This window comes from Amycolatopsis cynarae (genome assembly GCF_026802195.1).
GTDB lineage: Bacteria > Actinomycetota > Actinomycetes > Mycobacteriales > Pseudonocardiaceae > Amycolatopsis_E > Amycolatopsis_E rhizosphaerae.
Genome location: NZ_CP113836.1, coordinates 6,645,431 through 6,667,658, shown reverse-complemented (window position 1 = coordinate 6,667,658; position 22,228 = coordinate 6,645,431). Strand labels below are relative to the sequence as shown.

General features: G+C 69.5%; 21 protein-coding genes and 1 tRNA gene. 15 read left to right on the top strand and 7 right to left on the bottom strand.

Annotated elements, in window-relative coordinates:
* The first annotated feature begins 23 nt into the window (after nucleotides 1–23).
* Genes ORV05_RS32230 through ORV05_RS32220 form a run of 3 tightly spaced genes read left to right on the top strand, consistent with a single transcriptional unit; the run spans nucleotide 24 to nucleotide 735 of the window.
* Nucleotides 24–221 (top strand): toxin-antitoxin system HicB family antitoxin, encoded by a 198-nt coding sequence (locus ORV05_RS32230; RefSeq protein WP_407652808.1) that lies wholly within the window; start codon nucleotides 24–26, stop codon nucleotides 219–221.
* Nucleotides 218–592, top strand: a complete 375-nt coding sequence (locus ORV05_RS32225; RefSeq protein ID WP_268755658.1) for a type II toxin-antitoxin system death-on-curing family toxin — start codon at nucleotides 218–220, stop codon at nucleotides 590–592. Before ORV05_RS32230 ends, ORV05_RS32225 begins: the two co-directional genes overlap by 4 nt.
* Entirely contained in the window at nucleotides 580–735 is a 156-nt protein-coding gene (locus ORV05_RS32220; protein WP_268755657.1) for a hypothetical protein, read from the top strand. Before ORV05_RS32225 ends, ORV05_RS32220 begins: the two co-directional genes overlap by 13 nt.
* A 75-nt stretch (nucleotides 736–810) precedes the next feature.
* Here ORV05_RS32220 and ORV05_RS32215 read toward each other — a convergent pair whose 3' ends face one another.
* The 5 genes from ORV05_RS32215 to pdhA all read right to left on the bottom strand — a co-directional run bounded on the left by ORV05_RS32215 (nucleotide 811) and on the right by pdhA (nucleotide 7,038).
* A complete protein-coding gene (locus ORV05_RS32215) occupies nucleotides 811–2,784 on the bottom strand; it encodes an ABC transporter ATP-binding protein (protein WP_268755656.1) in 1,974 nt (657 codons plus the stop codon).
* Nucleotides 2,784–3,335, bottom strand: coding sequence for a TetR/AcrR family transcriptional regulator (locus ORV05_RS32210; protein WP_268759994.1), 552 nt, complete (start codon nucleotides 3,333–3,335; stop codon nucleotides 2,784–2,786). Before ORV05_RS32210 ends, ORV05_RS32215 begins: the two co-directional genes overlap by 1 nt.
* 138 nt (nucleotides 3,336–3,473) lie before the next feature.
* On the bottom strand, nucleotides 3,474–4,799 hold the full coding sequence (locus tag ORV05_RS32205) for a dihydrolipoamide acetyltransferase family protein (protein ID WP_268755655.1): 1,326 nt from the start codon (nucleotides 4,797–4,799) through the stop codon (nucleotides 3,474–3,476).
* 2 nt (nucleotides 4,800–4,801) lie between these two features.
* Nucleotides 4,802–5,830 (bottom strand): alpha-ketoacid dehydrogenase subunit beta, encoded by a 1,029-nt coding sequence (locus tag ORV05_RS32200; protein WP_268755654.1) that lies wholly within the window; start codon nucleotides 5,828–5,830, stop codon nucleotides 4,802–4,804.
* Nucleotides 5,830–7,038: a pyruvate dehydrogenase (acetyl-transferring) E1 component subunit alpha gene (gene pdhA, locus ORV05_RS32195; protein ID WP_268755653.1), complete on the bottom strand. Its 1,209-nt coding sequence runs from the start codon at nucleotides 7,036–7,038 to the stop codon at nucleotides 5,830–5,832. Before pdhA ends, ORV05_RS32200 begins: the two co-directional genes overlap by 1 nt.
* A gap of 382 nt (nucleotides 7,039–7,420) precedes the next feature.
* Between pdhA and ORV05_RS32190 the strand changes: the two genes are divergently transcribed.
* The 4 genes from ORV05_RS32190 (at nucleotide 7,421) to ORV05_RS32175 (ending at nucleotide 11,646) form a co-directional block, all read left to right on the top strand.
* On the top strand, nucleotides 7,421–8,848 hold the full coding sequence (locus tag ORV05_RS32190) for a M20/M25/M40 family metallo-hydrolase (protein WP_268755652.1): 1,428 nt from the start codon (nucleotides 7,421–7,423) through the stop codon (nucleotides 8,846–8,848).
* A gap of 156 nt (nucleotides 8,849–9,004) precedes the next feature.
* Nucleotides 9,005–9,940: an ABC transporter substrate-binding protein gene (locus ORV05_RS32185; RefSeq protein WP_268755651.1), complete on the top strand. Its 936-nt coding sequence runs from the start codon at nucleotides 9,005–9,007 to the stop codon at nucleotides 9,938–9,940.
* 3 nt (nucleotides 9,941–9,943) lie between these two features.
* Nucleotides 9,944–10,876: an amino acid ABC transporter permease gene (locus ORV05_RS32180; protein WP_268755650.1), complete on the top strand. Its 933-nt coding sequence runs from the start codon at nucleotides 9,944–9,946 to the stop codon at nucleotides 10,874–10,876.
* Nucleotides 10,873–11,646: an amino acid ABC transporter ATP-binding protein gene (locus ORV05_RS32175; RefSeq protein ID WP_268755649.1), complete on the top strand. Its 774-nt coding sequence runs from the start codon at nucleotides 10,873–10,875 to the stop codon at nucleotides 11,644–11,646. The genes ORV05_RS32180 and ORV05_RS32175 overlap by 4 nt, the downstream gene beginning before the upstream one ends.
* Here ORV05_RS32175 and ORV05_RS32170 read toward each other — a convergent pair.
* Nucleotides 11,630–12,637 (bottom strand): hypothetical protein, encoded by a 1,008-nt coding sequence (locus ORV05_RS32170; protein WP_268755648.1) that lies wholly within the window; start codon nucleotides 12,635–12,637, stop codon nucleotides 11,630–11,632. The two genes, ORV05_RS32175 and ORV05_RS32170, sit on opposite strands and share 17 nt — an antisense overlap.
* A 171-nt stretch (nucleotides 12,638–12,808) precedes the next feature.
* Between ORV05_RS32170 and ORV05_RS32165 the strand changes: the two genes are divergently transcribed.
* Complete coding sequence (locus ORV05_RS32165) at nucleotides 12,809–15,148, top strand: oxidoreductase (RefSeq protein WP_268755647.1); 2,340 nt, start codon at nucleotides 12,809–12,811, stop codon at nucleotides 15,146–15,148.
* A gap of 63 nt (nucleotides 15,149–15,211) precedes the next feature.
* Here the strand turns inward: ORV05_RS32165 and ORV05_RS32160 are convergent.
* A tRNA-Gly gene (locus ORV05_RS32160) sits at nucleotides 15,212–15,284 on the bottom strand.
* A gap of 193 nt (nucleotides 15,285–15,477) precedes the next feature.
* Between ORV05_RS32160 and ORV05_RS32155 the strand changes: the two genes are divergently transcribed.
* The 7 genes from ORV05_RS32155 (at nucleotide 15,478) to ORV05_RS32125 (ending at nucleotide 22,209) form a co-directional block, all read left to right on the top strand.
* Entirely contained in the window at nucleotides 15,478–16,986 is a 1,509-nt protein-coding gene (locus tag ORV05_RS32155; RefSeq protein WP_268755646.1) for a sigma-70 family RNA polymerase sigma factor, read from the top strand.
* Nucleotides 16,987–17,124: 138 nt separating this feature from the next.
* Nucleotides 17,125–17,565 (top strand): DUF983 domain-containing protein, encoded by a 441-nt coding sequence (locus ORV05_RS32150; protein ID WP_268755645.1) that lies wholly within the window; start codon nucleotides 17,125–17,127, stop codon nucleotides 17,563–17,565.
* A gap of 3 nt (nucleotides 17,566–17,568) precedes the next feature.
* The gene (locus ORV05_RS32145) at nucleotides 17,569–18,423 is read left to right on the top strand and encodes an Fpg/Nei family DNA glycosylase (RefSeq protein WP_268755644.1); all 855 of its coding nucleotides are present in this window, start codon (nucleotides 17,569–17,571) and stop codon (nucleotides 18,421–18,423) included.
* Nucleotides 18,424–18,618: 195 nt separating this feature from the next.
* On the top strand, nucleotides 18,619–19,893 hold the full coding sequence (locus ORV05_RS32140; RefSeq protein ID WP_268755643.1) for a sensor histidine kinase: 1,275 nt from the start codon (nucleotides 18,619–18,621) through the stop codon (nucleotides 19,891–19,893).
* A gap of 10 nt (nucleotides 19,894–19,903) precedes the next feature.
* Nucleotides 19,904–20,755: a S49 family peptidase gene (locus ORV05_RS32135; protein ID WP_268755642.1), complete on the top strand. Its 852-nt coding sequence runs from the start codon at nucleotides 19,904–19,906 to the stop codon at nucleotides 20,753–20,755.
* 87 nt (nucleotides 20,756–20,842) lie between these two features.
* Complete coding sequence (locus ORV05_RS32130) at nucleotides 20,843–21,667, top strand: LytR/AlgR family response regulator transcription factor (protein WP_268755641.1); 825 nt, start codon at nucleotides 20,843–20,845, stop codon at nucleotides 21,665–21,667.
* Nucleotides 21,664–22,209 (top strand): hypothetical protein, encoded by a 546-nt coding sequence (locus tag ORV05_RS32125; RefSeq protein WP_268755640.1) that lies wholly within the window; start codon nucleotides 21,664–21,666, stop codon nucleotides 22,207–22,209. The genes ORV05_RS32130 and ORV05_RS32125 overlap by 4 nt, the downstream gene beginning before the upstream one ends.
* Nucleotides 22,210–22,228 lie beyond the last annotated feature (19 nt).

The following is a 22,228-nucleotide window of genomic DNA, read 5'->3' as shown; positions in this document are numbered from 1 at the left end:
GGTAGCATGGGACGGTGGCCACGATGACGCTCCGCGTTCCTGACGAGTTGGACCCCGAACTTCGGGCGGCGGCGGAAGCCGCCCAAATGTCGATCAACAGCTTCGTGGTCGACGCCATCAAGGAGCGACTGGCCGCGCTCCACCACGAGTCGGTGATGGCCATCGCTCGGGACGTGGTCAGCAGGGACGCCGAGATCCTCGACCGCTTGGCGAAGGCGTGACCAAGTACCTGACGACCGGCGACCTCGTCGCTATCGCGCATCTCGCGGCCGGGGAGAAGGCGCTGATACGGGATGTCGGTCTGATCGACTCGGCGGCGCACCGGCCGATGGCGACTGCTTTCGGCGATGAGGCATACCGGGATCTCCACACGAAGGCGGCCGCGCTGCTGCACTCGATCCTGCGTAACCATCCACTCGTCGACGGCAACAAGCGGATGGGATGGGCCGCTTGCCGAACGTTCCTGGCCCTCAACGGTGCCGACTTCGTGCCCGACGTGGACGAAGCGACCGAATTCGTAGTCACTGTTGCCGGGGGCGACGAGGATGATCTCGAGAAGATCGCCGATGTGTTGCGGGAATGGACAAGCTGATTCGGCTGCTTTATGACCCAGCCCGCCGTGGCCCGGTTCGAAGCCGGTGGCACCGTCCCGACTATCCCGTGCTGGAGCGGCTCGCCCGCGCCTTGCAGGCCGAACTGGTGGTCCGCCTGAATCCCCGCACCTCGGCCGCTTGAGACTCAGGCCGCTGTGTTTTTGCGGGGCACCCGCACCCGGTCGGCTTGCCTGAGCGGGGGCTTCGCCAGTGTCGCTCAGGCCACCTCCTCGTCCTCGTCGTCGTCGAGGTAGGCCGCGGCCTGGAGGGTGAACAGCTCCGCGTAGTTGCCGCCGAGCGTCATCAACTCGTCGTGGGTGCCCTGCTCGACGAGCTTGCCGTGGTCGAGGAAGAGGATCTTCTCCGCCTGTCGCACGGTGGAGAACCGGTGCGAGATGTACAGGGTCGTGCGCCCCTCGGCGAGCGCGCGCAGCCGGGAGAACAGGTCGTGTTCGGCCCGCGCGTCGAGGGCGGACGTCGGTTCGTCGAGGATCAGGATCGGGGTGTCGCGCAGGAAGGCCCGGGCCAGGGCGATCTTCTGCCATTCCCCGCCGGACAGGCTCACGCCCTGGTCGAACCAGCGTCCGAGCGGACTGTCGTAACCCTTGGGCAGCCGTTCGATCCGTTCGGCCACCCCGGCGCGGCGGGCGGATTCCACGATCCGGTCCCGGTGCTCCAGGTCGGCCAGCTGCCCGAGTCCGATGTTCTCCGCCGCGGTGCCCTGGTAGGTCACGTAGTCCTGGAACATCGCGCTGATCTGCCCGCGCAGCGCGTCCGGGTCGAACTCGCGGATGTCGGTCCCGTCGAGCAGGATGCGTCCGCCGGTCGGGTCGTACAGCCGGCACAGCAGTTTGAACAGTGTCGACTTGCCCGCGCCGTTGCGGCCCACCACGGCGACCGTTTCCCCGGGCCGGATCTCGAAACTGACGTTTTCCAGCGCGGGTTCCTCGGCCCCGGGGTAGCGGAACGACACGTCCTGGAACTCGACGTGCCCGTGGACGCGGGCGGGGAGTGGTTCGGGCCGGGCCGGGGCGGTGATCCGGGGCTCGGTCGCGAGGAACTCGTACAGCCGGTCGAGGTAGAGGTTGTTCTCGTACATTCCCGAGAACCCGGTGAACAGGCTCTGCACCGCGGTCTGCACGGCGGTCGCCGCGCTGGTGTAGAGCGCGAGGTCCCCGATGCTGAGTCTGCCCGCGACGGCCTCCAGCGCGATGTACAGCGCTATGCCCGACCCGGCGGCGGTGGACAGCAGGCTCCAGGCGGTGCCGACGAGGTTGCGCCTGGTGGTGAGCTTGCGTTCCCGTGCGTAGTAGGCCTGGCCGAGCCGACGGAACCGGTCGACCAGGTACGGGCCCAGGCCGAAGAGTTTCGTTTCCTTGGCGTAGGTGTCGGTGGTGACGAGCGTGGACAGGTAGTCCATCCGGCGCCGGATCGGGGAGACGAACAGTGCCAGCATGAAGGCCCGCGAGCCGTACTTCGACTGGGAGATGAACGCCGGGAGCGGGGCGAGCAGCGCCACCAGGGCCAGCAGCGGGCTCACCGACACCAGAAGCGCCACCATGCTGGCGAAGGTGACGGCCGTCCGGCCGAGGCCGAGTGCGGAGTTGAGCATGGACACCGGCCGCATCGGCGCTTCCTGGGAGGCCTGGCGCAGCAGGTCGTAGGACTCCGACCCCTCGAAGAAGGCGAGGTCGAGTTTCGCCGCGTGCTCCATCACCCGGTGCCGGATGGTCAGCGTCATCCGTTCCTGCAGCAGTTGCTGCGCCATGTTGGTCAGCGCGGTGCTGATCGCGGTGAAGGTGAGGACGCCGAGTTCGAGCCCCGCGACCTCGATGATCCGGGTCGTGGTGCCGCGGTGCTGGATGGCCGCGACCACCGCGTCGAGCAGCAGCTTGGCGATGTAGGCGGTCAGCGTCGGCAGCAGACCGCTGACCACTGTGGACAGTACGATGAGGACGGTCAGGATGGGGCTGGCCTGCCAGGTCAGCCTCGCCACCTTGGGCAGGCCGCGCACCGTCCCGCCCGCCGAGGTGCGCAGCCGCTGCCACCGTGCGCGCAGGCCCTTCGGTTCGTCGGCCGGGGCCGGATCGGGGATGTCGATGGGGCCGGTGAGCCCGCTGTCCGGCACCGTGCTGCTGGCCTTCCGCAGTTGTTTGTGCAGGCCGATGGGACGACCACCGCCGTGCACCATCAGGCCGCCACCGCCCCGTGCAGGAACACGTCCACGAGCGCGGTGAGCTCGGGCTTGTCCTCGTCGCGGGCGCGGTTGAGCAGCAGCGAAACGAAGATCCCGCCGAGTTGGTCGGCGGGCAGGCGGAGCTTGTCGCTTTCGGGTTCGAACAGCGCGGCCACCGCCTCTCGTATCGCTCGGAAGGATTCCCGGCGATCGACGGACCGAGGACGTTCTTGACGGCGCGGGGTGCCGGACGCGGCCAGTGCCGCGACCAGCGCGCCCATGCGGGCGAGGTGGGCCTCCAGCGCGCCGGCGGCCTCCCGCAGCCGGTCGGGCAGCGGCAGGTCGAGTGGGATCTCGGCGATCAGCTCGCGCACCCCGTCCGGCCGCAGCGCCTGGGTCACGCAGGCTTGGAGCAGTTCGTCCTTGTCCTTGAAGGCGCGGAAGATGGTGCCTTCCCCAATGCCCGCGGCACGGGCGATCTGGGCGGTGGTCACCGCGGTGCCGTGTTCGACGATCAGCGGGAGCACCGCGTTCACGATCATCTTCCGGCGCTCCTCCTGGCTCATGCCCGGGGCGCGCCGCTTGGTCCCTGCTGTGCTGCTCATGTCCCACAGTGTGCGGAGTGAGCGCTCACTCCGTCAAGCGGGTTCGGCGAAACCCGTGGTGGGCGCCCTCCGGCGAGGACTGCCCACCACGGGTGGTGATCAGTAGGTGATGGCGAGCGCCGGGTCGGCGAGCAGCGCACCGACATCGGCGAGGAACCGCGAGCCCTGCTGCCCGTCCACCAACCGGTGGTCGAAGCTCAGCGCGAGCTGCAGTACCTTCCGCACCGCCAGTTGGCCATCGACGACCCAGGGCATGTCCCGGATCGCGCCGAAGGCCAGGATCGCCGCCTCACCGGGGTTGATGATCGGTGTCCCGGTGTCCACACCGAACACGCCCACGTTGGTGATCGTGATCGTGCCGCCGAGCATGTCGGCGGGCGGTGTCCTGCCCTCGCGGGCCGTGGTGGTCAGCCGTTCGAGAGCGGCCGCCAGCTCGGGCAGCGACATCGCGTCGGCGTCGCGGATCTTCGGGACCACGAGCCCCCGCGGGGTCGCCGCGGCGATCCCGAGGTGGACGTAGTCCTTGTAGACGATTTCGCCCGCTTCCTCGTCCCAGGACGCGTTCACGTCCGGAGTCCGCTTGGCCGCGAGGCACACCGCCTTCGCCGCGAACGCCAGCGGCGTCAGCTTCACCCCGGCGAAGTCCGGGTGCTTCTTCAGTCGCTCGCGAAGCTCCATCATCGGGGTCACGTCGACGGTCAGGAATTCGGTGACGTGCGGTGCGGTGAACGCGCTCTGCACCATCGCCTGCGCGGTCGCCTTGCGCACGCCCCTGATCGGCACGCGCCGCTCACGTGCGCCGGCGGGCGCCGGTTCGGGCCGTGCCGACGGTACCGACGGTGCCGTTGATGGCGCGGCGGCCCGCTCCACGTCCTCGCGCGTGATCACACGGCCGTCCGCGGCGAGCGCCGCGAGATCGACCCCGAGCTCCTTGGCCAGCTTGCGCACCGGCGGCTTGGCCAGCGGGACGTAGCCGCCCTTCACCGGCGCGGGCTCCGGCGGCGGCGCCTGCTCCGGGATGGACACCGGCCGCGGCTCGCCGGCCGCCCTGCGGGGTCGGCGCCGGGCGATCGCGGCCTTGGCGCCGTACCCGACGAGCGGCTTCATCTCCTCTTCCGGTTCGGATCCGTTGGCGGATCCGTTGGCGGAGGAACCCCCGGTACCCGGAGCGGCTCCGGTGGGATCGACGTCCACGGTGAGGATCGGGGCGCCGACCTCCACCGTCTGGCCCGGCTCCACCAGCACCTCGGTGACCCGGCCCGCCCAGGGAATGGGTAGTTCGACGGCGGCCTTGGCGGTCTCCACCTCGACCACGATCTGGTTGACCGTGACCTCGTCGCCCGGTTTCACGTGGCAGTTGAGGATCTCGGCCTCGGTGAGCCCTTCCGCGGTGTCGGCGAGCAGGAACTGCCTGTAGTCCGGCATGCTCACCACCCCATCGCGCGGTCGACGGCGTGCAGCACCCGGTCCAGGTCGGGCAGGTAGTGCTCTTCCAGTTTGGACGGCGGGTACGGGGTGTCGAAACCGGTGACGCGCAGCACCGGCGATTCCAGCGAGTAGAAGCACTCCTGCTGGACCCGGGCCGCGATCTCCGAGGCGATCGACGATTCCGACGGCGCCTCGCTCACCACGACGAGCCGTCCGGTGCGCCGGACCGACTCGAACACGGGGGCGAGGTCCAGCGGCGACAGCGTGCGCAGGTCGATGACCTCCAGTGACCGGCCTTCCTCCGCCGCGGCGGTGGCCGCGTCGAGGCACACCTTCACCGAAGGTCCGTACGCGACCAGGGTCGCGTCGGTGCCCTGCCGGACCACGCGGGAGGCGAACAACGGCCCCGACGGCGCGCTGGTGTCCACTTCGGACTTCACGTGACCGGAGTGGTAGAGCCGCTTCGGTTCGAAGAACAGCACCGGGTCGTCGCACGCGATGGCCTGCTGGATCATCCAGTAGGCGTCCGCCGGGTTCGAGCAGGACACCACCTTCAGGCCGGGGATGTGCGCGAACAGCGACTCCGGCGACTCCGAGTGGTGCTCGACCGCGCCGATCCCGCCGCCGAAGGGCACCCGCACCACGACCGGCACCTTGACCTTGCCCTGGGTGCGGTAGTGCAGTTTGGCCAGCTGGCTGGAGATCTGGTCGAAGGCGGGGAAGATGAACCCCTCGAACTGGATCTCGCACACGGGGCGGAAGCCGCGCACGGCGAGGCCGACCGCGGTGCCGATGATGCCGGACTCGGCCAGCGGCGTGTCGAGCACGCGCTGCTCGCCGAAGTCCTTCTGCAGTCCGTCGGTGATCCGGAAGACGCCGCCGAGCTTGCCGACGTCCTCACCGAGGATGATGACCTTGCTGTCGGCCTCCATCGCCCGGCGCAGGCCGAGGTTGAGCGCCTTGCCGATGGTCAGCGTCTGCACGTCCTGCGCGGGGCCGTCTACTGTGGACTTCACGGGCGCGGCCATCAGCGCTCACCCGCCGCGGCGAAACCGTCCAAGTAGGACAGATATTCCTCGCGCTGCGCCTCCAGGACGGGGGAGGGCTCGGCGTAGACGTTGCTGAACACCCGGTCCGGCGGTGGTTCGGGCATGTTGAACGTGAACTCGCGCAGCTCCGCGGCGAAGGCGTCCGCCTCGGCCTGGATGCCCTCGAAGAAGGACTGGTCGGCCAGGCCGTTGCGGGCCAGGTAGGCGCGCACCCGCTCGATCGGATCCTTGAGCTTCCACGCTTCCAACTCGTCGGAGAGCCGGTACCGCGTCGGGTCGTCGGTGGTGGTGTGCGCGTCCATGCGGTAGGTGAACGCCTCGATCAGCACCGGGCCGTTGCCGTGGCGGCACTCGTCGAGCGCCCAGCGGGTCACCGCGAGGCAGGCCAGCACGTCGTTGCCGTCCACCCGGATGCCGGGGAAGCCGTAACCTCGGGCGCGCTGGTAGAGCGGCAGCCGCGACTGGCGTTCGGTCGGCTCCGAGATGGCCCACTGGTTGTTCTGGCAGAAGAACACCAGCGGCGCGTCGTAGACCGCGGCCCAGACGAACCCTTCGTGCACGTCGCCCTGGCTGGTGGCGCCGTCGCCGAAGTAGACGATGCTGGCTTCCCCGTCGTCGTCACCCACCTTGCCCTCGAAACGCTGGCCCATGGCGTAGCCGGCCGCGTTGAGCACCTGGTTGCCGATGACGATGGTGTAGGGGTGGAACCCGTGGGCGCGGAAGTCCCAGCCGCCGTGGTCGGTGCAGCGGAAGATGCCCAGCAGTTCGCGGAAGTCCACGCCGCGCGCGTAGGCCACGCCGTGTTCCCGGTAGCTGGGGAAGGCCATGTCCTGGGGTTTGAGCGCCCTGCCGGAACCGATCTGCGCCGCCTCCTGGCCGAGCAGGGGGACCCAGATGCCGAGCTGGCCCTGGCGCTGCATGGCGTTGGACTCGCGGTCGGCGCGCCGCACGATCACCATGTCGCGGTAGAGGCCGCGCAGGGCTTCGGCGTCGACGTCCTCGACATAGCGGTCGAACTGCGGCGAGGCGACCCGCTCGCCTTCGGGGGTGAGCAGCTGAGTGAGCTCAGCGCCCCCTTCGGATGTTGCTCGCAAACCGGCGATCACCTGCTCCCGGGACGGTTGTGCCGCCAGTGCGGCCGGTCCTTCCCCGGGCTCCGGGTGCGTCCACTGTTCGGGGGACGACATGCGCGTGTTCTCCTCGGTGTCAGTGCCGGGAAGCCACTTGTGGCGGCCTCGTCGGCGGGGACATCCAAACCGGCGGCCACCTGCGCATCGGGTTCGAAGCGCTCGGGTCACCGTCGGCCGTGACGGCTTACGCGCACATCCTGACACGAACCGGCGCGATCGGGTGAGTGCGAGACACCTATTCGTTGCCGTGAAACCCCCGTTGAGCTGGGAAAACCCTAGGACTACCGACGATGGGTCCGCCGAAAGTCGGTCTTGCGTACGGGCTGTGAGCAGGTGATTGACCTCGGTGGCACAAGACCGGATGCCGGATGGCGGGGTCGAGCGGACCAGATAAGTGAACTGCGTCACACACGATCGGAGGATCGGGCGCGCTGGCAGAATGGCGCGGGTGGAGCAGACAACCGTGCACGAGACCGTAACCCGGCTCTGGGAAAATGAAGTCCTGCCGAGCCTTTCCGGGCTGGTCGAGATCCCCGCCCTGTCCCAGTCCTTCGACGCCGACTGGGCCGCCCACGGCCATCTGGCCGCCGCGGTGGAACACGTGCGGGGCTGGATCGCCTCGAGGAACCTTCCCGGCGCCACCCTGGAGGTCGTCCAGGTCGAGGACCGCAGCCCCGTGCTGCTGGTCGACGTGCCCGCCACGCCCGGCGCCGAGGACCGCGGCACCGTGCTGCTCTACGGTCACCTGGACAAGCAGCCCCCGGTCGGCGGCTGGTCCGAGGGCCTCGGCCCGTGGAAGCCGGTGGTGCGCGACGGCAAGCTGTTCGGCCGCGGTTCGGCCGACGACGGGTACGCCGGATACGCGGCGACCACCGCGCTGGAGGCCCTTCACGCGGCAGGCGGGCGGCACGCGCGCTCGGTCATCCTGCTGGAGACCGGCGAGGAGTCGGGCAGCCCCGACCTGCCGCGCTACCTCGAACACCTTTCCGACCGCCTCGGCGCGGTCTCGCTGGTGATCTGCCTGGACTCCGGCGGCAACGACTACCGGCGCCTGTGGCTGACCACCAGCCTGCGGGGCATGGTGCAGGTGCACGTGACGGTCCGGGTGCTCGACTCCGCACAGCACTCGGGCATGGCCAGCGGCGTGGTGCCCAGCTCCTTCCGGATTCTGCGACAGCTGCTGGACCGCATCGAGGACACCGAGACCGGCGCGATCAAGCTCGCCGAGCTGAACGTGGCCATCCCGGACAACCGGATCGCCGAGGCGAAGGCCACCGTCGAGGTGGCGCCCGGGGCGGTGAAGACGGCGTTCCCGCTGGTCGAGGGCATGCACCCGGTGTCGGAGGACGAGCTGGAACTGACCCTGAACAACAGCTGGCGGCCGACCCTTTCGGTGATCGGCGCGGCGGGTCTGCCCGAACCGGCCCACGCGGGCAACGTGCTGCGCGACGCCACGACCCTCGCGCTCAGCTTCCGCCTGCCGCCCACGGCCGATTCGGCCGCGGCGCTCAACGTCATCGAGAAGACACTGACCACGGACGTGCCCTACGGCGCGAAGGTCGAGCTCTCCGGCGTCGAGCACGCGGACGGGTGGAACGCGCCCGAGGCGGCGCCGTGGCTGGCCGCCGCGCTGGAACGGATCAGCGACGAGGTCTTCGGCGCCCCGTCGCGCACGATCGGCCTCGGCGGTTCGATCCCGTTCATGGGCCTGCTCGGCGAGAAGTACCCGGACGCCCAGTTCCTGGTCACCGGCGCGCTCGGGCCCGATTCCAACGCCCACGTCCCGGACGAGTGGCTGCATCTCGCGCAGGCCGGCCGGATCACCGAAGCCGTCGCCCACGCCCTGCACGCACACGCCCAGAGCTGATCTTCAGCCTGGTTTCGATTCGTGTTTCCGGCACGTTAAGCCTGGTCCCGGCGGTGCTACTGACATCACGACGTGACCTTGCCTGCTGTTCAAGGGACCCGAATGGATGGCAGGATGCGTGGACTCGGACGGTCTGACCTACTAGGAGTGACGAACGTGGCGCGTGCAACACACCTGAAGGCGCTTGCCCTGCTGCCGGCCTTCGCACTGGCCGGGGCGACCATGGCCTGCGGTGCCGGTGGCAACGGTTCCGGCGGTACCACCACCCCGCCCAGCAGCAGTGCCGCCGCCGCGCAGCAGATACCGACCGAGACCAAGGACGAGAAGCTCGCCGCGATGGTCCCGACCACGATCAGCGCCGACGGCAAGATCGTGGTCGGGCAGGACCAGACCTACCCGCCGAACGAGTTCGTGGACGCGAACGGCAAGGTGACCGGCTTCGACGTCGATCTCGGCAACGCGGTCGCGCAGAAGCTCGGCCTGACCATGGAGTACCAGAACGCCGACTTCAGCGGCATCCTCGCCGGTCTCGCCGCGGGCAAGTACGAGCTGGCCATCTCCTCGTTCACGGTCAACGCGGAGCGCACCGCCACCGTCGACATGGTGTCGTACTACAAGGCCGGTACCTCCCTCGGCGTGCTGAAGGGCAACCCGGACCACCTGACCCCGAACACCCTGTGCGGCAAGAACCTCGCCGTCCAGAAGGGCACCGTGCAGGTCGACGACGCCACGAAGCGGTCGCAGGACTGCACCGCGGCGGGCAAGCCGGCCATCAACATCCAGCAGTTCCAGGCCCAGACCGACGTGAACCTGCAGGTGCAGACGAAGCGCAGCGACGCGATGCTGGCCGACTCCCCGGTCGTCGACTACGCCGTCAAGCAGACCGACGGCGCCGTCGAGGTCGTCGGGCAGCCCTACGACACCGCGCCGTACGGCATCGCGCTGAAGAAGGGGCAGGGCAGCTACGCCCAGGCCGTCCAGGGCGCGATCCAGGCGATCATCGACGACGGGACCTACGCCAAGATCGTGGCGAAATGGGGCCTGAACAGCGCCGGGGCGATCACCAAGGCAGAGCTCAACCCGGCTGGCTGAGCGATGACGGAGACAAGCGAGAAGGCCGCCCCGGAGGAGATCCGCGCGGTGCCGGTGCGGCACTACGGGCGCTGGGTCGCCGGGGCGGTCATCCTGCTGCTGGCCGTGATCGTGGGCCGCAGCGTGGTCACCAACGCCAACATGCAGTGGGACGTGGTCGGTGACTACCTGTTCAACGACCGCGTGCTGCGCGGGCTGCAGAACACCCTGATCCTCACCGTCGTCTCGATGCTCATCGGCGTGGTCGGGGGCGTGGTGCTGGCGGTGATGCGGCTGTCGCCGAACCCGCTCACCTCGGGCGCGGCCGGGCTCTACATCTGGCTGTTCCGGGGCACACCGCTGATCACGCAGCTGGTGATCTGGTACTACTTCGCGCTCTTCTACCCCCGGCTCGGGCTCGGCATCCCGTTCGGGCCCGAGTTCGTCAGCGCGAACACCAACCAGCTCATCACGCAGTTCATCGCGGCGCTGCTCGGTCTGGGGCTCAACGAGGCCGCCTACATGGCGGAAATCGTGCGGGGCGGGATCCAGTCCGTGGACGAGGGCCAGATCGAGGCGTCCAGCGCGCTGGGCATGTCCAGGGCGAAGACGCTGCGCCGGATCATCCTGCCGCAGGCGATGCGGGTGATCATCCCGCCGACCGGCAACGAGACCATCGCGATGCTCAAGACCACCTCGCTGGTGGTGGTCATCGGCTACTTCGAGTTGATGACCTCGGTGCAGCAGATCTACGCGCAGAACTACAAGATCGCACCGCTGCTCATCGTGGCCGCGTTGTGGTACCTGTTCATGACCTCGGTGCTGACGGTGATCCAGAGGCAGATCGAAAAGCGGTTCGCCCGCGGCACCAGCCGCGCGGTGCCCCAGCGCGGGAACTGGGCGAGCCGGATGTTCGGGTTCCGGGGCGCCGACACGACGGGAGGGCTCGCACGATGACACCCGTGGTGCAGGCCCAGGGCGTCCACAAGCGGTTCGGCAGGCTCGAGGTGCTCAAGGGCATCGATCTCGAGGTGCACGAGCGGGAGGTGGCCTGCCTGATCGGGCCGTCGGGTTCGGGCAAGTCGACGCTGCTGCGCTGCGTCAACCACCTGGAGAAGATCGACGCCGGGCGGCTCTACGTGGACGGGCACCTGGTCGGCTACCGGCAGCGGGGCGACCGGCTCTACGAGCTGCGCGAACGCGAGATCGCCGAGCAGCGCAAGGACATCGGCATGGTGTTCCAGCGCTTCAACCTGTTCCCGCACATGACCGCGCTGGAAAACGTGATGGAGGCGCCGGTCCAGGTGCGCCGGGAGAGCAGGGCGAGTGCACGGGAGCGGGCCAGGGCACTGCTCGACCGGGTCGGCCTGGCGGACAAGGAAGCCGCCTACCCGGCCCAGTTGTCCGGTGGGCAGCAGCAGCGGGTGGCCATCGCCAGGGCGCTGGCGATGCGCCCGAAGCTGATGCTGTTCGACGAGCCGACCTCCGCGCTCGACCCGGAACTCGTCGGCGACGTGCTCGGCGTGATGCGCCAGCTCGCCCAGGACGGGATGACCATGATCGTGGTGACGCACGAGATGCAGTTCGCGAGGGAGGTCGCCGACACCGTCGTGTTCATGGACGGCGGGGTCGTCGTCGAGCAGGGGCCGCCCGAACAGGTCATCTCCGAGCCGCGACACGAGCGCACCCGTGCGTTCCTGTCGCGGGTGCTCACTCCGAACGCCTGAGGCCGTAGGTCGAGGGCGCGACCCGCACCAGCCGCTCGCTCGCGTTGAGCGCGTTGCGAAGGCCTTCACGGGTGATTGGCCTGCCGAGCCGGGCCCGGATCTCGTCGAGGTGCAGTGGTCGCCCCTCGGTCTCGATCAGCTGGGCGGCGGCGTCCGCGCTGGAACCGGCCGCCCCGGCGTAGGAGGGCAGGTTCCAGCTCGCCAGTGCGAAGGTGCTGGGGGCGACGCGGACGAACCGCTCGTCCGCGTTGAGCCGGTTGTACAGGGGACCGCGGCTGTAGCGCCGGGGAAGTCTGCGGCGGATCTCGTCGAGGTGGAGCGGATTCCCGGTCTCGGTCAGCAATTCGGCCACCGAGTCGGTGGCGGTCGGGCCCCGGGTGGTGCGGGTGCCCGCCGGCACGCGTTCGAACGCCCGGTGCAGGCCGCGGCGGGGCTGGTGCAGTTCGCGCGGCGAGGCGCGGAACCCGCAGTGCCACAGCCACGCGACCAGTTCCTCGTCGGTGAGCCGGAAACCGTGACGCGCCAGCACCTCCGCCGGTGAAGCGGCCTTGAGCGCGGAGTTGAGTTCGGCGACGGCTTCCTTGGTGGCCGCGACCGCGGAGGCGAGGTCGGGGACGGCGGCCCAGCCGTGCGCCACCTCGAAGACCCCGCCGAACCGGGACAGCACCCGCCAGGCGGTCACATTCGGTGAAATAACCGGATAGTCCAGCTCCGGATGCCGGGTCAGCAGGCGCTGGAGCGGGAGGGCGGGGGCGATTTCCTCACGCAGTTTCCGGCACCATTCCCGCAACGCTCCCTCGCGTTCGACGGCGGCCCGCACCTTTGCTTCGAACGTCGTTTCGATCTCGTGCCGCCGCTCCGGGCCGGGCAGGTATTGCCCGAACCAGCGGTAGGCGTCCTCCTCGTCGGCCCACAGACGGCGGCGCAACGCGGCCAGCTCACCGTAGGTCACCGTATCCGTGACCGACCGCAGTTCGGTGAGGGCCGCCATATTTCGACGATAACCGCGATCAATCGCGCGTTCAGCGGAACGGCACATCCGGGCTACCCGTCCCACCGGTGCGGAGTGCGGCGATGATGATCGCAAGACGGTCCGCGATGATCCACAATGGCGGTAGCCGGTGAAATCGGAGTCGGCGAGGATTCGAGGAGGACAAGCGCGATGGCAAACGGCCAGGCCGGACCCGCCGAACGTGAGCTCGGCCCGCTCGACCCATTCGCCGGAATCCCCGACGTCCGCTATCACCTGCCCGCCGCGGACCTGGTCAGACCGCTGCTGGAGCCCGGTTCCGGCGGCCTCCGGCGCTGGCGCCGTCAGAGCACGAACGCCCCGATCGTCCCCGTCGAGAACGCGTATATCACCGGAAAGCTCGATCTGCGCGGTGCCGACCTCGACTTCCTGTTCCGGTTCGAGAACTGTCGTTTCGAATTCCCCCCGGATGTGCGAGAGGCGAAACTGCTGGGACTGGTGTTCCGCCGGTGCTGGTTACCGGGACTCAAGGCACGGAACCTGCGAAGCCGCAATGACGTCCGGTTGATCCGCAGCGTCGTGCAGCCGATGCCCGGTGGTACCGACGACGGGGAAACCGCCGTGCAGCGCGGGGATTCGCGCGAGCGGGGTGTCGCCGACGCGGCGCTGAACCTGACCGACGCGGTGATCGAGGGTTCCGTGGTGCTCACCAGGACCGTGATCGCCTCGGTGCACGGCAGGGCGGTCCAGGCCGACCGGCTGAAGATCAGCGGTGCCTTCCTGGCCTACCGGCTCAGGGCCGACGGCGAGGTTCGCGTTCCGGGCATGTGGACCGGCGGTAACGTCAACCTCTCGGGCGCCGTTCTGCGCAACCCCAAGGGATTCGCGCTCGACGGCAACGGCTTGTACGTGGGCGGCAGCCTGCTGTGCGATGTGGACAATTTCGGCGACAAGCGCCAGCCGTTCAACGCACGCGGAGTGCTTCACCTGCCCAGTGCGAGAGTGAACGGGGACATCGTCTTCCGCGGCGCGGAGCTCACCAGCCCGCAGCGCGGCCCGATCGCGGTGAACGCGTGGGACTCCAGTGACCCGTACGTCGATCCGTGGCCCGCCCTCGTCGCCGACCGGTTGCGGGTGGACGGCAACGTCGAGTTGTCCGACGGGCTCGCCGCCGTAGGCACGCTCAGGATGCTCAACGCCAGGATCGGTGGCACGCTGCGCCTGGCCCGCGCCCGCATCACGGTGCCGCGGGGCCCGATCGAGCCGTACTACGACCGCGCACTGCACCTCGACGGCAGCGAGATCAGCGGGGACTTCGAGGCCACCGGTCTGCGGGTGCCCTCCGGGCAGGTGCGGATGGCCGACGTGAGCATCGGCGGGAACCTGCTCGCTGCCCGGGCGCATCTGCAGCACGCCGAACGGGACGTGCTGTCCGCCCGCCGCATGAAGGTGGCGGGCAACCTCCACCTGACCAACTGCAGCATCGAGGGCACGCTGCGGTTGCAGGGCACCGACGTGGGCGGCAGTGTCGAGTTGTTCGGCACCGAGGTCGTCCAGCCCATGAAGCGGCCGCAGACGAGCTTCTCGGTCGACCTGCGGACGGTCAAGGCCGGTCGCAACATCAGCCTCACCTCCTCCAACGACCGGAATTTCCGTGCCGAAGGCGGGGTGAACATGGACGGGGCGAGCGCGGCACGCCGCATCGACCTGTCCGGGGCGGTGCTGGGCTCCGGCGCGGGACACGACATCGCGCTCAACGCCAGCGACCTCAAAGCGGACGAACTCGTGCTCAATCCGAGCGTCCCGCCCCAGGGCCGCATTCTGTTGCGGCACGCGCACTGCCGTTCGCTGGAGGACAACGACGCGTTCTGGGAAACCGAGCGCGGAATCGACCTGGAGGGCTTCCGGTACGACGCGCTGCGGCACCCGATCGGCATGAAGAACGACCGCGCCGTGGACAAGCGGATCAGCCAGCTGCGCGGGGCGATGCCCGGGTACCGGCCGGGGCCGTACGATCAGCTCGCGGCGATGCTGCGCACCAGCGGCAACGAGGAGCACGCGGACACGGTCCTGTTTCGCAAGCAGCAGTACCGCTACGAGGCACTGGCCGCCGGCTATGGCCTGTTCCGCGCGATGGGGATCCGGGTTTGGAGCCGGCTGCAGCGCTGGATGGTCGGCTACGGCTACCGGCCGGTGCGGGCGCTCGGCTGGCTGATCGGGCTGCTGGTCACGGGCAGCCTGTACTTCTGGCTGGGCCACGACTCCTGCCTGGAGGACACGCAGGCGGGGGCGAACGCCCTGCTGAAGATCGGTGCCCGGTGCGTGGTCAACTCGCAGGACAGCGGCATGGAGTGGAACCCCATCTGGTACACGGCCGACCTGCTGGTCCCCATCGTGGACTTCGGCAACAAGGGCCGCTGGTACATGCACGGCTGGGACAAGTGGGTCAGCGACGGTTTCATCGCGATGGGCTGGATTCTCGCCACCACCGTCGCGGCCGGTGCCGGCCGCATGATCCGCCGCGACGGCTGACCCCGAAAAATGCCCGAACACGAAACATCCCCCGCGGGAGACCGCGGGGGATGTTTTCGCCGGAGCGGACGACGGGATTCGAACCCGCGACCCTCACCTTGGCAAGGTGATGCGCTACCAGCTGCGCTACGTCCGCGCGCCCGGCCCTGGCCGGTGCGACGACACATACTCTATACCCTGCCATCCGGGCGCCTCGCACCCACCCGGTCGGAGGTAAGTCTGTCACTCACGGAGTACAAGGGGTGACGGCCGACGCTTCGCTCCGTATGGTGTGTCCATTCAACCGAACGGGTTAGTCCCCGCTCCCGGGGGAGGAGGTGCCTGGCCGGATGACGGAAGAAGCGACGGTGCCGGCGCAACGGACGGTGTCAGCTGATGAGCAGGCCCTTCTGCGCCGTTTGCGGTCGGGGGAGGACAAGGCGTTCAGTGAGCTTTTCGAACTGCACGCGGGTGCCGTGCGCCGGTTGGCCCGCGGGATAGCGAGCGACAGTTCCGAGGCGGAGGACATCACCGCCGAAACCTTCTTCCGGGTTCTGCAGGCCCTGCGCCGCGGTGCGGGCCCCAAGGACCACGTCCGCGCGTACCTGCTGACCGTCGCCAGGCGGGTGTCGTGGGAGTGGCACGGCGCGCGCCGCGACGTGCCGGTGACCGACGACGAACTCACGGTCCGCGTGGGTGCGGGGACGGACGCGCACGCGCGCACCGCCGAACACACCCTGATCGCGACCGCCTTCACCAGCCTGCCCGAGCGCTGGCGCTCCGTGCTGTGGCAGACCGAGGTCGAGGGCGAGCAGCCCGCCGTGGTCGCGCCCCACTTCGGTCTCAGCGCCAACGCGACCGCGGCGCTGGCCCGCCGCGCCCGGCAGGGGCTGCGGGCCGCGTATCTGCAGGCGCATCTGGCGATGAACCGCACTTCCGACGTCGGCTGCCGTGGGGTCGTGGAGAAGCTCGGCGGTTACACCGCGGGCAGCGTCACCGGCTCCGAGGCGAGCCGGATCCGCAATCACCTGATGGGCTGCGCCTCCTGCCGCTCGATGCACGCCGAACTGCGGGACGTCTGCTCCTCGCTGCGGGCGCACGCCGGGGTACTGGCGCTGCTGGTGCCCGCGACGGCCACCGCGGCGGGCGCGGCTTCGACTGTGTCGTCTTCGGGGGCGCTGACCACGCTCAAGAGCCTCCTGCTGTCGAAGCTCAAGATCGGGATCGCGGTGGCGTCGACGGCCGCGGCCGGTGCCTTCGGCATCGCCGTGCCCGCCATGATCGGCTCGCACACCCAGGCGATGGACCTGCCGCAGGGCGGGATCGAACTGCAGATCGCGTTTCCGCAGTCTTCGCCGCCCGACCTGCCGCCGCTGTCGCCGGTCGCGTCCGACCAGACCACGCTGCGCCTGCCCGGCCGGGCAGGCACCAAGGCCGAGCAGCAGAACCGGCAGGGCAGCGCGCGGGGGAACGAGTCCGGCACCGCCGCCTCCCGCTCCGGCTCCTTCGGCAGCCGGAACGTGTCGAGTTCCACGGCCGGCATCTCGAGCTCAGGTTCGTCGTCTTCCCAGGCAACCGCCACGACCAGCGTCGGCCAGCGGGACGACACGAGCACACCGGGCACGCCGACGAAGTCGAGCGGGAAGCCCACCACCACCCTGAGCGATCCGAGCCCGACCCCGCCGAGCGGCAGGCCGGACCGGCCGCGGGACGACCTCGGGCCCGATCCGGACGGCAATGCCTGGCGCCACACGCCGGACAACGGGGCGCTGGACTGGTGGTCCGGCCCGCCCCAGGACCACGGCCGCGACCACGACCGGCACGACGGACATGACCGGCCGGGGTACGGCCGGAAGTAGGGCCGGAACCGGGATCCGGGACGGCGGTGCCCCGTTCGGGTGGCCGGTCCCCGATCTGGATCTCGCGCCGCCCGCCCCGGTCGCGCTACCGTTGACCACGCTCACGAACGACCGAGCGTGCGCGGGAGGCTACGAAAGATGAACCGGCTGGTGCGGGGCGAGGACGGCCGGGAATGGGTGGTCCGCTCGCAGATGGAGTGGCGGCGTCCGGCCACCGTGGAGGACTTCGAACACGACGTCGCGGGCAGTCCCACCCCGGGCATCGCGATGCTGTCGGTCACGCTGCTGCTGGCGGTCATCCTGGTGGCCTGGCTGCCGGAGGGCGTGGTCGTACCGGCCTGGGTGATCTGGGGCCTGCTGCTGATCGCCCTGTTCTTCCCGCTGCGCTGGGTGCTGAACCGTCCGTGGACGGTGGTCGCGGAGACCGAGGGCGACGTGCTCGGGGAGCACCCGCCGGAGCGCTGGGTGGGTATCGTGTCCGGCATGTTCCGGGTGCGGGGCGAGGTGGCCAAGGTGGCCAAGACGATCCAGCGCGAATCCCTGCCCGATTTCGACGGTCCGCTGCATCCGATGGAATAGCGCATGCCGGAACTCCCCGAGGTCGAGGCGCTGGCCCACCACCTCCGCGAGAACGCGGTGGGCCGTACCGTGACGCGCATCGACGTGGTCTCGCTGAGCGTGCTCAAGACGGTGACTCCACAGTGGACGGAGCTGCACGGCCGCCCGGTCACCGGTGCCCGGCGCCACGGCAAGCACCTCGACCTCGACTGCGATGGCCTCCACCTCGTGGTTCACCTGGCCAGGGCGGGCTGGTTGCGCTGGTCCGACTCCCTGCCGGTCAAACCGCCCAGGCCGGGGCGAGGGCCGCTCGCGCTACGCGTGCACCTGTCCGGCGAAGCGGGGTTCGACCTCACCGAGGCGGGCACGAAGAAGGGCCTTGCGGTCTGGATCGTGGCCGACCCGCGGGAGGTGCCGGGTATCGCCCGGCTCGGTCCCGACGCGCTCGAACTGGACCGCACGCGGCTCGGCGAACTGCTCGCCGGCCGGACCGAGCGGCTCAAGACCGCCCTCACCGACCAGTCCCTGATCGCCGGTATCGGCAACGCCTATTCCGACGAGATCCTGCACACCGCGAAGCTGTCCCCGTACGCCACGCCCGGCAGGCTCTCCGACGAGGCGCTGGACCGGTTGGCCGCGGCGATCCGCGAGGTGCTCACCGGTGCCGTCGAACGGTCCGTCGGGCAGGACGCCGCCCGGCTGAAGGGCGAGAAACGCTCGGGGCTGCGCGTCCACGGCCGCGCCGGCCTGCCCTGTCCCGTGTGCGGGGACACGGTGCGGGAGATCTCCTTCGCCGACAAGGCTTTCCAGTACTGCCCGACCTGCCAGACCGGCGGGAAACCGCTTGCCGACCGCAGGCTGTCCCGCCTGCTCAAGTAGTGCCGGCTCCTCGCCGCCCACATTCGGTAACGGCGGCGCTTGCTCGGTTTCACCCATTTAGAGTCTAATTGCGACAGTACCCACGACAATGCGGCGAACCCCTCGCTTTCGGTAGGGCTCTCCGTGTCGGAGGGTGGCGATATCTACACAGAAAGTGGGCTCGAAACCTTGCACCCGGCCGATCGAGCGCAGAGCATGGACGCCGTGTCCGACTTGCCGATCGCGCAGATCATTCCGTGGAGTGTCGCGGGCCTGCTGTTGATCGCGCTCATCGTCGTGCTGGCCCGCTCACGCAAGCCGAGCAGTTTCATCGACGATGCGGTGCTCGAAGCGGTCTACCACATGTCGAAGGCGACCCCGGACCTCCGCAAGGGATTCGACCAGGAGTCCGCCGACCGCATCACCTCGCAACTGCTCGAACTGCTCAAATGCGTCGCCGTGGGCATTACCGACCCCGATGGCGCGCTGGCCTCGTGGGACGGTGAGGCCAACGACCACTACGTGGACCTCACCGCGGCCATCAGCCTGGCCGTCCGCAAGCATCGCCGCGAGGTGGTCTCCCACGACGACCTGCCCTGCGACCACCGCAGCACCTGCAAGATGAAGACCGCGGTGATCGTGCCGCTCCTCGTCGACGGCGAGATCGAGGCCGTGCTCATCGTGGTCGGGCGCTCGCACGGCAAGCGCCTGATCCAGATGGCGGGCGCGGTGGCCCAGTTCGTCTGCACCCAGTTCGAGCTGGCCCGGCTCGACGAGTCGAAGCTGCAGCTGCAGCAGGCCGAGATCAAGGCCCTGCGCGCGCAGATTTCGCCGCATTTCATCTACAACGCGCTCAACACGATCTCCTCGCTGATCAGGACCGATCCGGAGGAGGCCCGCGATCTGCTCCAGGAGTTCGCGGACTTCACCCGCTACTCGTTCCGCACGTCGGGCATGTTCACCTCCCTGGCCGACGAACTGCGCAACATCGACCGGTACCTGACCATCGAACGGGCCCGGTTCGGCGGACGGCTGGAGGTGCGGCTGAAGATCGCGCCCGAGGTGCTGTCGGTCGTGGTGCCGTTCCTGATCATCCAGCCGCTGGTGGAGAACGCCGTCCAGCACGGGCTGGCGAACAAGCCGAGCGGCGGCATGGTCACCGTGACCGCGCAGGACCACGGCACCGAGGCGCTGATCAGCGTCGAGGACGACGGCATCGGGATGGACCCGGCCCGGCTGGCCGACCTCCGCAATTCCCACCGCACCGGTGCGCACGTCGGCCTCGGGAACATCAACGCGCGCATGCGCCAGCTCTTCGGCGACGAGTACGCGCTGATGGTGGAGACCGCTCCGGGCGCGGGGATGAAGGTGACCCTCCGGGTGCCGAAATTCGCCCCCGGGGTCCGCACGGAACTACCGGACTACTCGGCCGCGGTGCCACCGCAGGAAGTCAGGGATTCCTCACCTGCACACGCGCGGCGCAGTCCGTAATCTGGCGGCCATGACCAGCGTGACGGACAGATTGACCAGCAAACTCCCCCGCATCGGCGACCGGGGCGATCGCAAGGACGTCGTAGCGGTGGTCAAACTGCACGGCGTGATCACGCCGACCCCGTCCCCGCTGTCCCGTGGCACGATCAACGTCGCCTCCGTCGAATCGGCGCTGACCAGGGCCTTCGGGCATGATCGGCTCAAGGCGGTGGCCCTGCTGATCAACTCGCCGGGCGGTGCGCCCACCCAGTCGGGCCTGGTGGCCGAGCGGATCAGGCAGCTCGCCGCGAAGAAACCGGGTGTCCCGGTGCTCGCGTTCTGCGAGGACGTGACGGCGTCCGGGGGTTACTGGCTGGCGTGCGCGGCCGACGAGATCTACGCCCACCGGACCTCGGTGGTCGGGTCCATCGGGGTGATCAGCGGGGGTTTCGGCTTCACCGGCCTGCTCGAACGGTTCGGTGTCGAGCGGCGCCTGCACACCGCGGGCGAGAACAAGTCGCGACTGGACCCGTTCAGCCCGGAGAAGCCCGAAGACGTCGAGTGGCTCAAGAAGATGCACACCCAGTTGCACGAGTTGTTCGTGGACTGGGTCAAGCAGCGGCGGGGTGACCGGCTGGCCGGCACCGAGGAGCTGTTCACCGGCGACGTGTGGCTGGGCGCCAAGGCACTCGAACTCGGCTTGGTGGACGGCCTCGGCAATCTCCGCGAGGTGATCGCCGAGCGCTTCCCCGAGGCCGAGATCACCGTGGCCGAGCCGAAGAAGCCGCTGCTGGCCCGGCTGGGCATCGGCGCGCCCGCCGCGGCGAGCGCGCTCATCGACGCCGTCTCGCAGAAGGCGGCCTGGGCACGCTTCGGGCTCTGATCCGCCGGGTTCGCGCGAAGGGAGCAGAGGATTGCGCAGAGTGGTCGCCCAGGAGCGGTATGGACAACGCGGCGGCCACTGGGCAGGATGCGAACCACTGTGAGTGCGCACAATGACAACCGCCGGCTCGTCGTCCTCGCCGTGGACGACGAGCCGCACGGGCTCGACCTACTGGCCGGGAGCCTGCAGAACAACCCCCACATCGGCCGGGTCTTCACCGCGGTCGACGCGTCCGAAGCGCTGCGCCTGCTCGCTTCCGACGACGCCGAACTGCGGGAGCGCAAGGAGCGCGGGCTGCCGGTCATCGACGCGGTCTTCGCCGACCTCCAGATGCCCGGGCTGTCGGGCATGGAGATGGCGCGGGTGTTCTCCGCGCTGAACCCGTGTCCGGTGCTGGTGTTCGTCACCGGCCACGCGGACGAGGCCGTCAACGCCTTCGACCTGGGCGCGGTCGACTACCTGCTCAAACCGTGCAACCAGAACCGGCTCGACCGGGCGGTCGAGCGCGTGCTGGAGAAGTTGCGCACGACACCGTCGGCGGGTGGCGTCCGGGCGGCCGCCCCCGCCAAGGCCGACGACGACGAGGTGATCCCCGTCGAGCTGGCGGGCACCACCAAGCTGGTGCCGCGCTCGACGGTGCGGTGGGTGGAGGCGCAGGGCGACTACGCCCGGCTGTTCACCAGCGACGGCAACAGCCATCTCGTCCGGATCCCGCTCACCCAGCTGGAAGAGCGCTGGGAGAAGGCGGGTTTCGTGCGTATCCACCGGTCCTTCCTGGTCGCGCTGCACCTGATCACCGAACTGCGCATGGGCCAGGGCGGCTACCAGGTGGTGATCGGCAACGAGGAGAAGCTGCTCCCGGTGTCGCGGCGGCACACCCGTGAGCTCAAGGACCGGCTGACCGGGCGATGAACGAGGACGTGTACCGGAGCGCGGACGGGATCCGCGGGCCCGAGCCCGCGCGCGCTCCGGGGCAGGCCCCGTACGAGCCGGCGAAGATCGAGCGGGTTCCGCCCGCGCCCGGTCCGGCGAAGGTCGAACGCGTACCGCCCGCGGCGGAGCCCGTGGACGCGCCACCGGAACCGCCGTCGAAGCCTCCGAAGCGCCAGCGGGTGGTGCTCGCCGACCCGCGTTCGAAGTCCACGCCGACGCTGCGTGCCCTGGTGGAACTGGAGGAGCAGAACAGCTGGGGCACCGTGCTGATCACGGACCTGGTCAGACGCCAGTTGCGCTCGGCGGTGGCGCTCGCCGCGGTCGTGGTGGTGGTGCTCGGCGGGCTGCCGCTCGCCTTCTACCTGTCGCCCGACTTCGCCAGGGTCGAGGTGATCGGCCTGCCGCTGGCCTGGCTGCTGCTGGCGGTGTTGCCGTTCCCGCTCCTGTTGCTGGCGGGCCTCTCGTACAACCGCGCCGCGGAGCGGCACGAGCGCGAGTTCGTTGACATGATCGAGAATTAGGGATTCGCCGTGGGGGGCT

What these genes read in the sequence shown, in the direction of transcription:
- ORV05_RS32230 (WP_407652808.1), top strand. Translation starts at nt 24, where the DNA reads ATGACGCTCCGCGTTCCTGACGAGTTGGACCCCGAACTTCGGGCGGCG.
- ORV05_RS32220 (WP_268755657.1), top strand. Translation starts at nt 580, where the DNA reads ATGGACAAGCTGATTCGGCTGCTTTATGACCCAGCCCGCCGTGGCCCG.
- ORV05_RS32215 (WP_268755656.1), bottom strand. Translation starts at nt 2,784, where the DNA reads ATGGTGCACGGCGGTGGTCGTCCCATCGGCCTGCACAAACAACTGCGG.
- ORV05_RS32210 (WP_268759994.1), bottom strand. Translation starts at nt 3,335, where the DNA reads ATGAGCCAGGAGGAGCGCCGGAAGATGATCGTGAACGCGGTGCTCCCG.
- ORV05_RS32205 (WP_268755655.1), bottom strand. Translation starts at nt 4,799, where the DNA reads ATGCCGGACTACAGGCAGTTCCTGCTCGCCGACACCGCGGAAGGGCTC.
- ORV05_RS32200 (WP_268755654.1), bottom strand. Translation starts at nt 5,830, where the DNA reads ATGGCCGCGCCCGTGAAGTCCACAGTAGACGGCCCCGCGCAGGACGTG.
- pdhA (WP_268755653.1), bottom strand. Translation starts at nt 7,038, where the DNA reads ATGTCGTCCCCCGAACAGTGGACGCACCCGGAGCCCGGGGAAGGACCG.
- ORV05_RS32190 (WP_268755652.1), top strand. Translation starts at nt 7,421, where the DNA reads ATGGCGCGGGTGGAGCAGACAACCGTGCACGAGACCGTAACCCGGCTC.
- ORV05_RS32180 (WP_268755650.1), top strand. Translation starts at nt 9,944, where the DNA reads ATGACGGAGACAAGCGAGAAGGCCGCCCCGGAGGAGATCCGCGCGGTG.
- ORV05_RS32175 (WP_268755649.1), top strand. Translation starts at nt 10,873, where the DNA reads ATGACACCCGTGGTGCAGGCCCAGGGCGTCCACAAGCGGTTCGGCAGG.
- ORV05_RS32170 (WP_268755648.1), bottom strand. Translation starts at nt 12,637, where the DNA reads ATGGCGGCCCTCACCGAACTGCGGTCGGTCACGGATACGGTGACCTAC.
- ORV05_RS32165 (WP_268755647.1), top strand. Translation starts at nt 12,809, where the DNA reads ATGGCAAACGGCCAGGCCGGACCCGCCGAACGTGAGCTCGGCCCGCTC.
- ORV05_RS32155 (WP_268755646.1), top strand. Translation starts at nt 15,478, where the DNA reads ATGACGGAAGAAGCGACGGTGCCGGCGCAACGGACGGTGTCAGCTGAT.
- ORV05_RS32150 (WP_268755645.1), top strand. Translation starts at nt 17,125, where the DNA reads ATGAACCGGCTGGTGCGGGGCGAGGACGGCCGGGAATGGGTGGTCCGC.
- ORV05_RS32145 (WP_268755644.1), top strand. Translation starts at nt 17,569, where the DNA reads ATGCCGGAACTCCCCGAGGTCGAGGCGCTGGCCCACCACCTCCGCGAG.
- ORV05_RS32140 (WP_268755643.1), top strand. Translation starts at nt 18,619, where the DNA reads ATGGACGCCGTGTCCGACTTGCCGATCGCGCAGATCATTCCGTGGAGT.
- ORV05_RS32135 (WP_268755642.1), top strand. Translation starts at nt 19,904, where the DNA reads ATGACCAGCGTGACGGACAGATTGACCAGCAAACTCCCCCGCATCGGC.
- ORV05_RS32130 (WP_268755641.1), top strand. Translation starts at nt 20,843, where the DNA reads ATGCGAACCACTGTGAGTGCGCACAATGACAACCGCCGGCTCGTCGTC.
- ORV05_RS32125 (WP_268755640.1), top strand. Translation starts at nt 21,664, where the DNA reads ATGAACGAGGACGTGTACCGGAGCGCGGACGGGATCCGCGGGCCCGAG.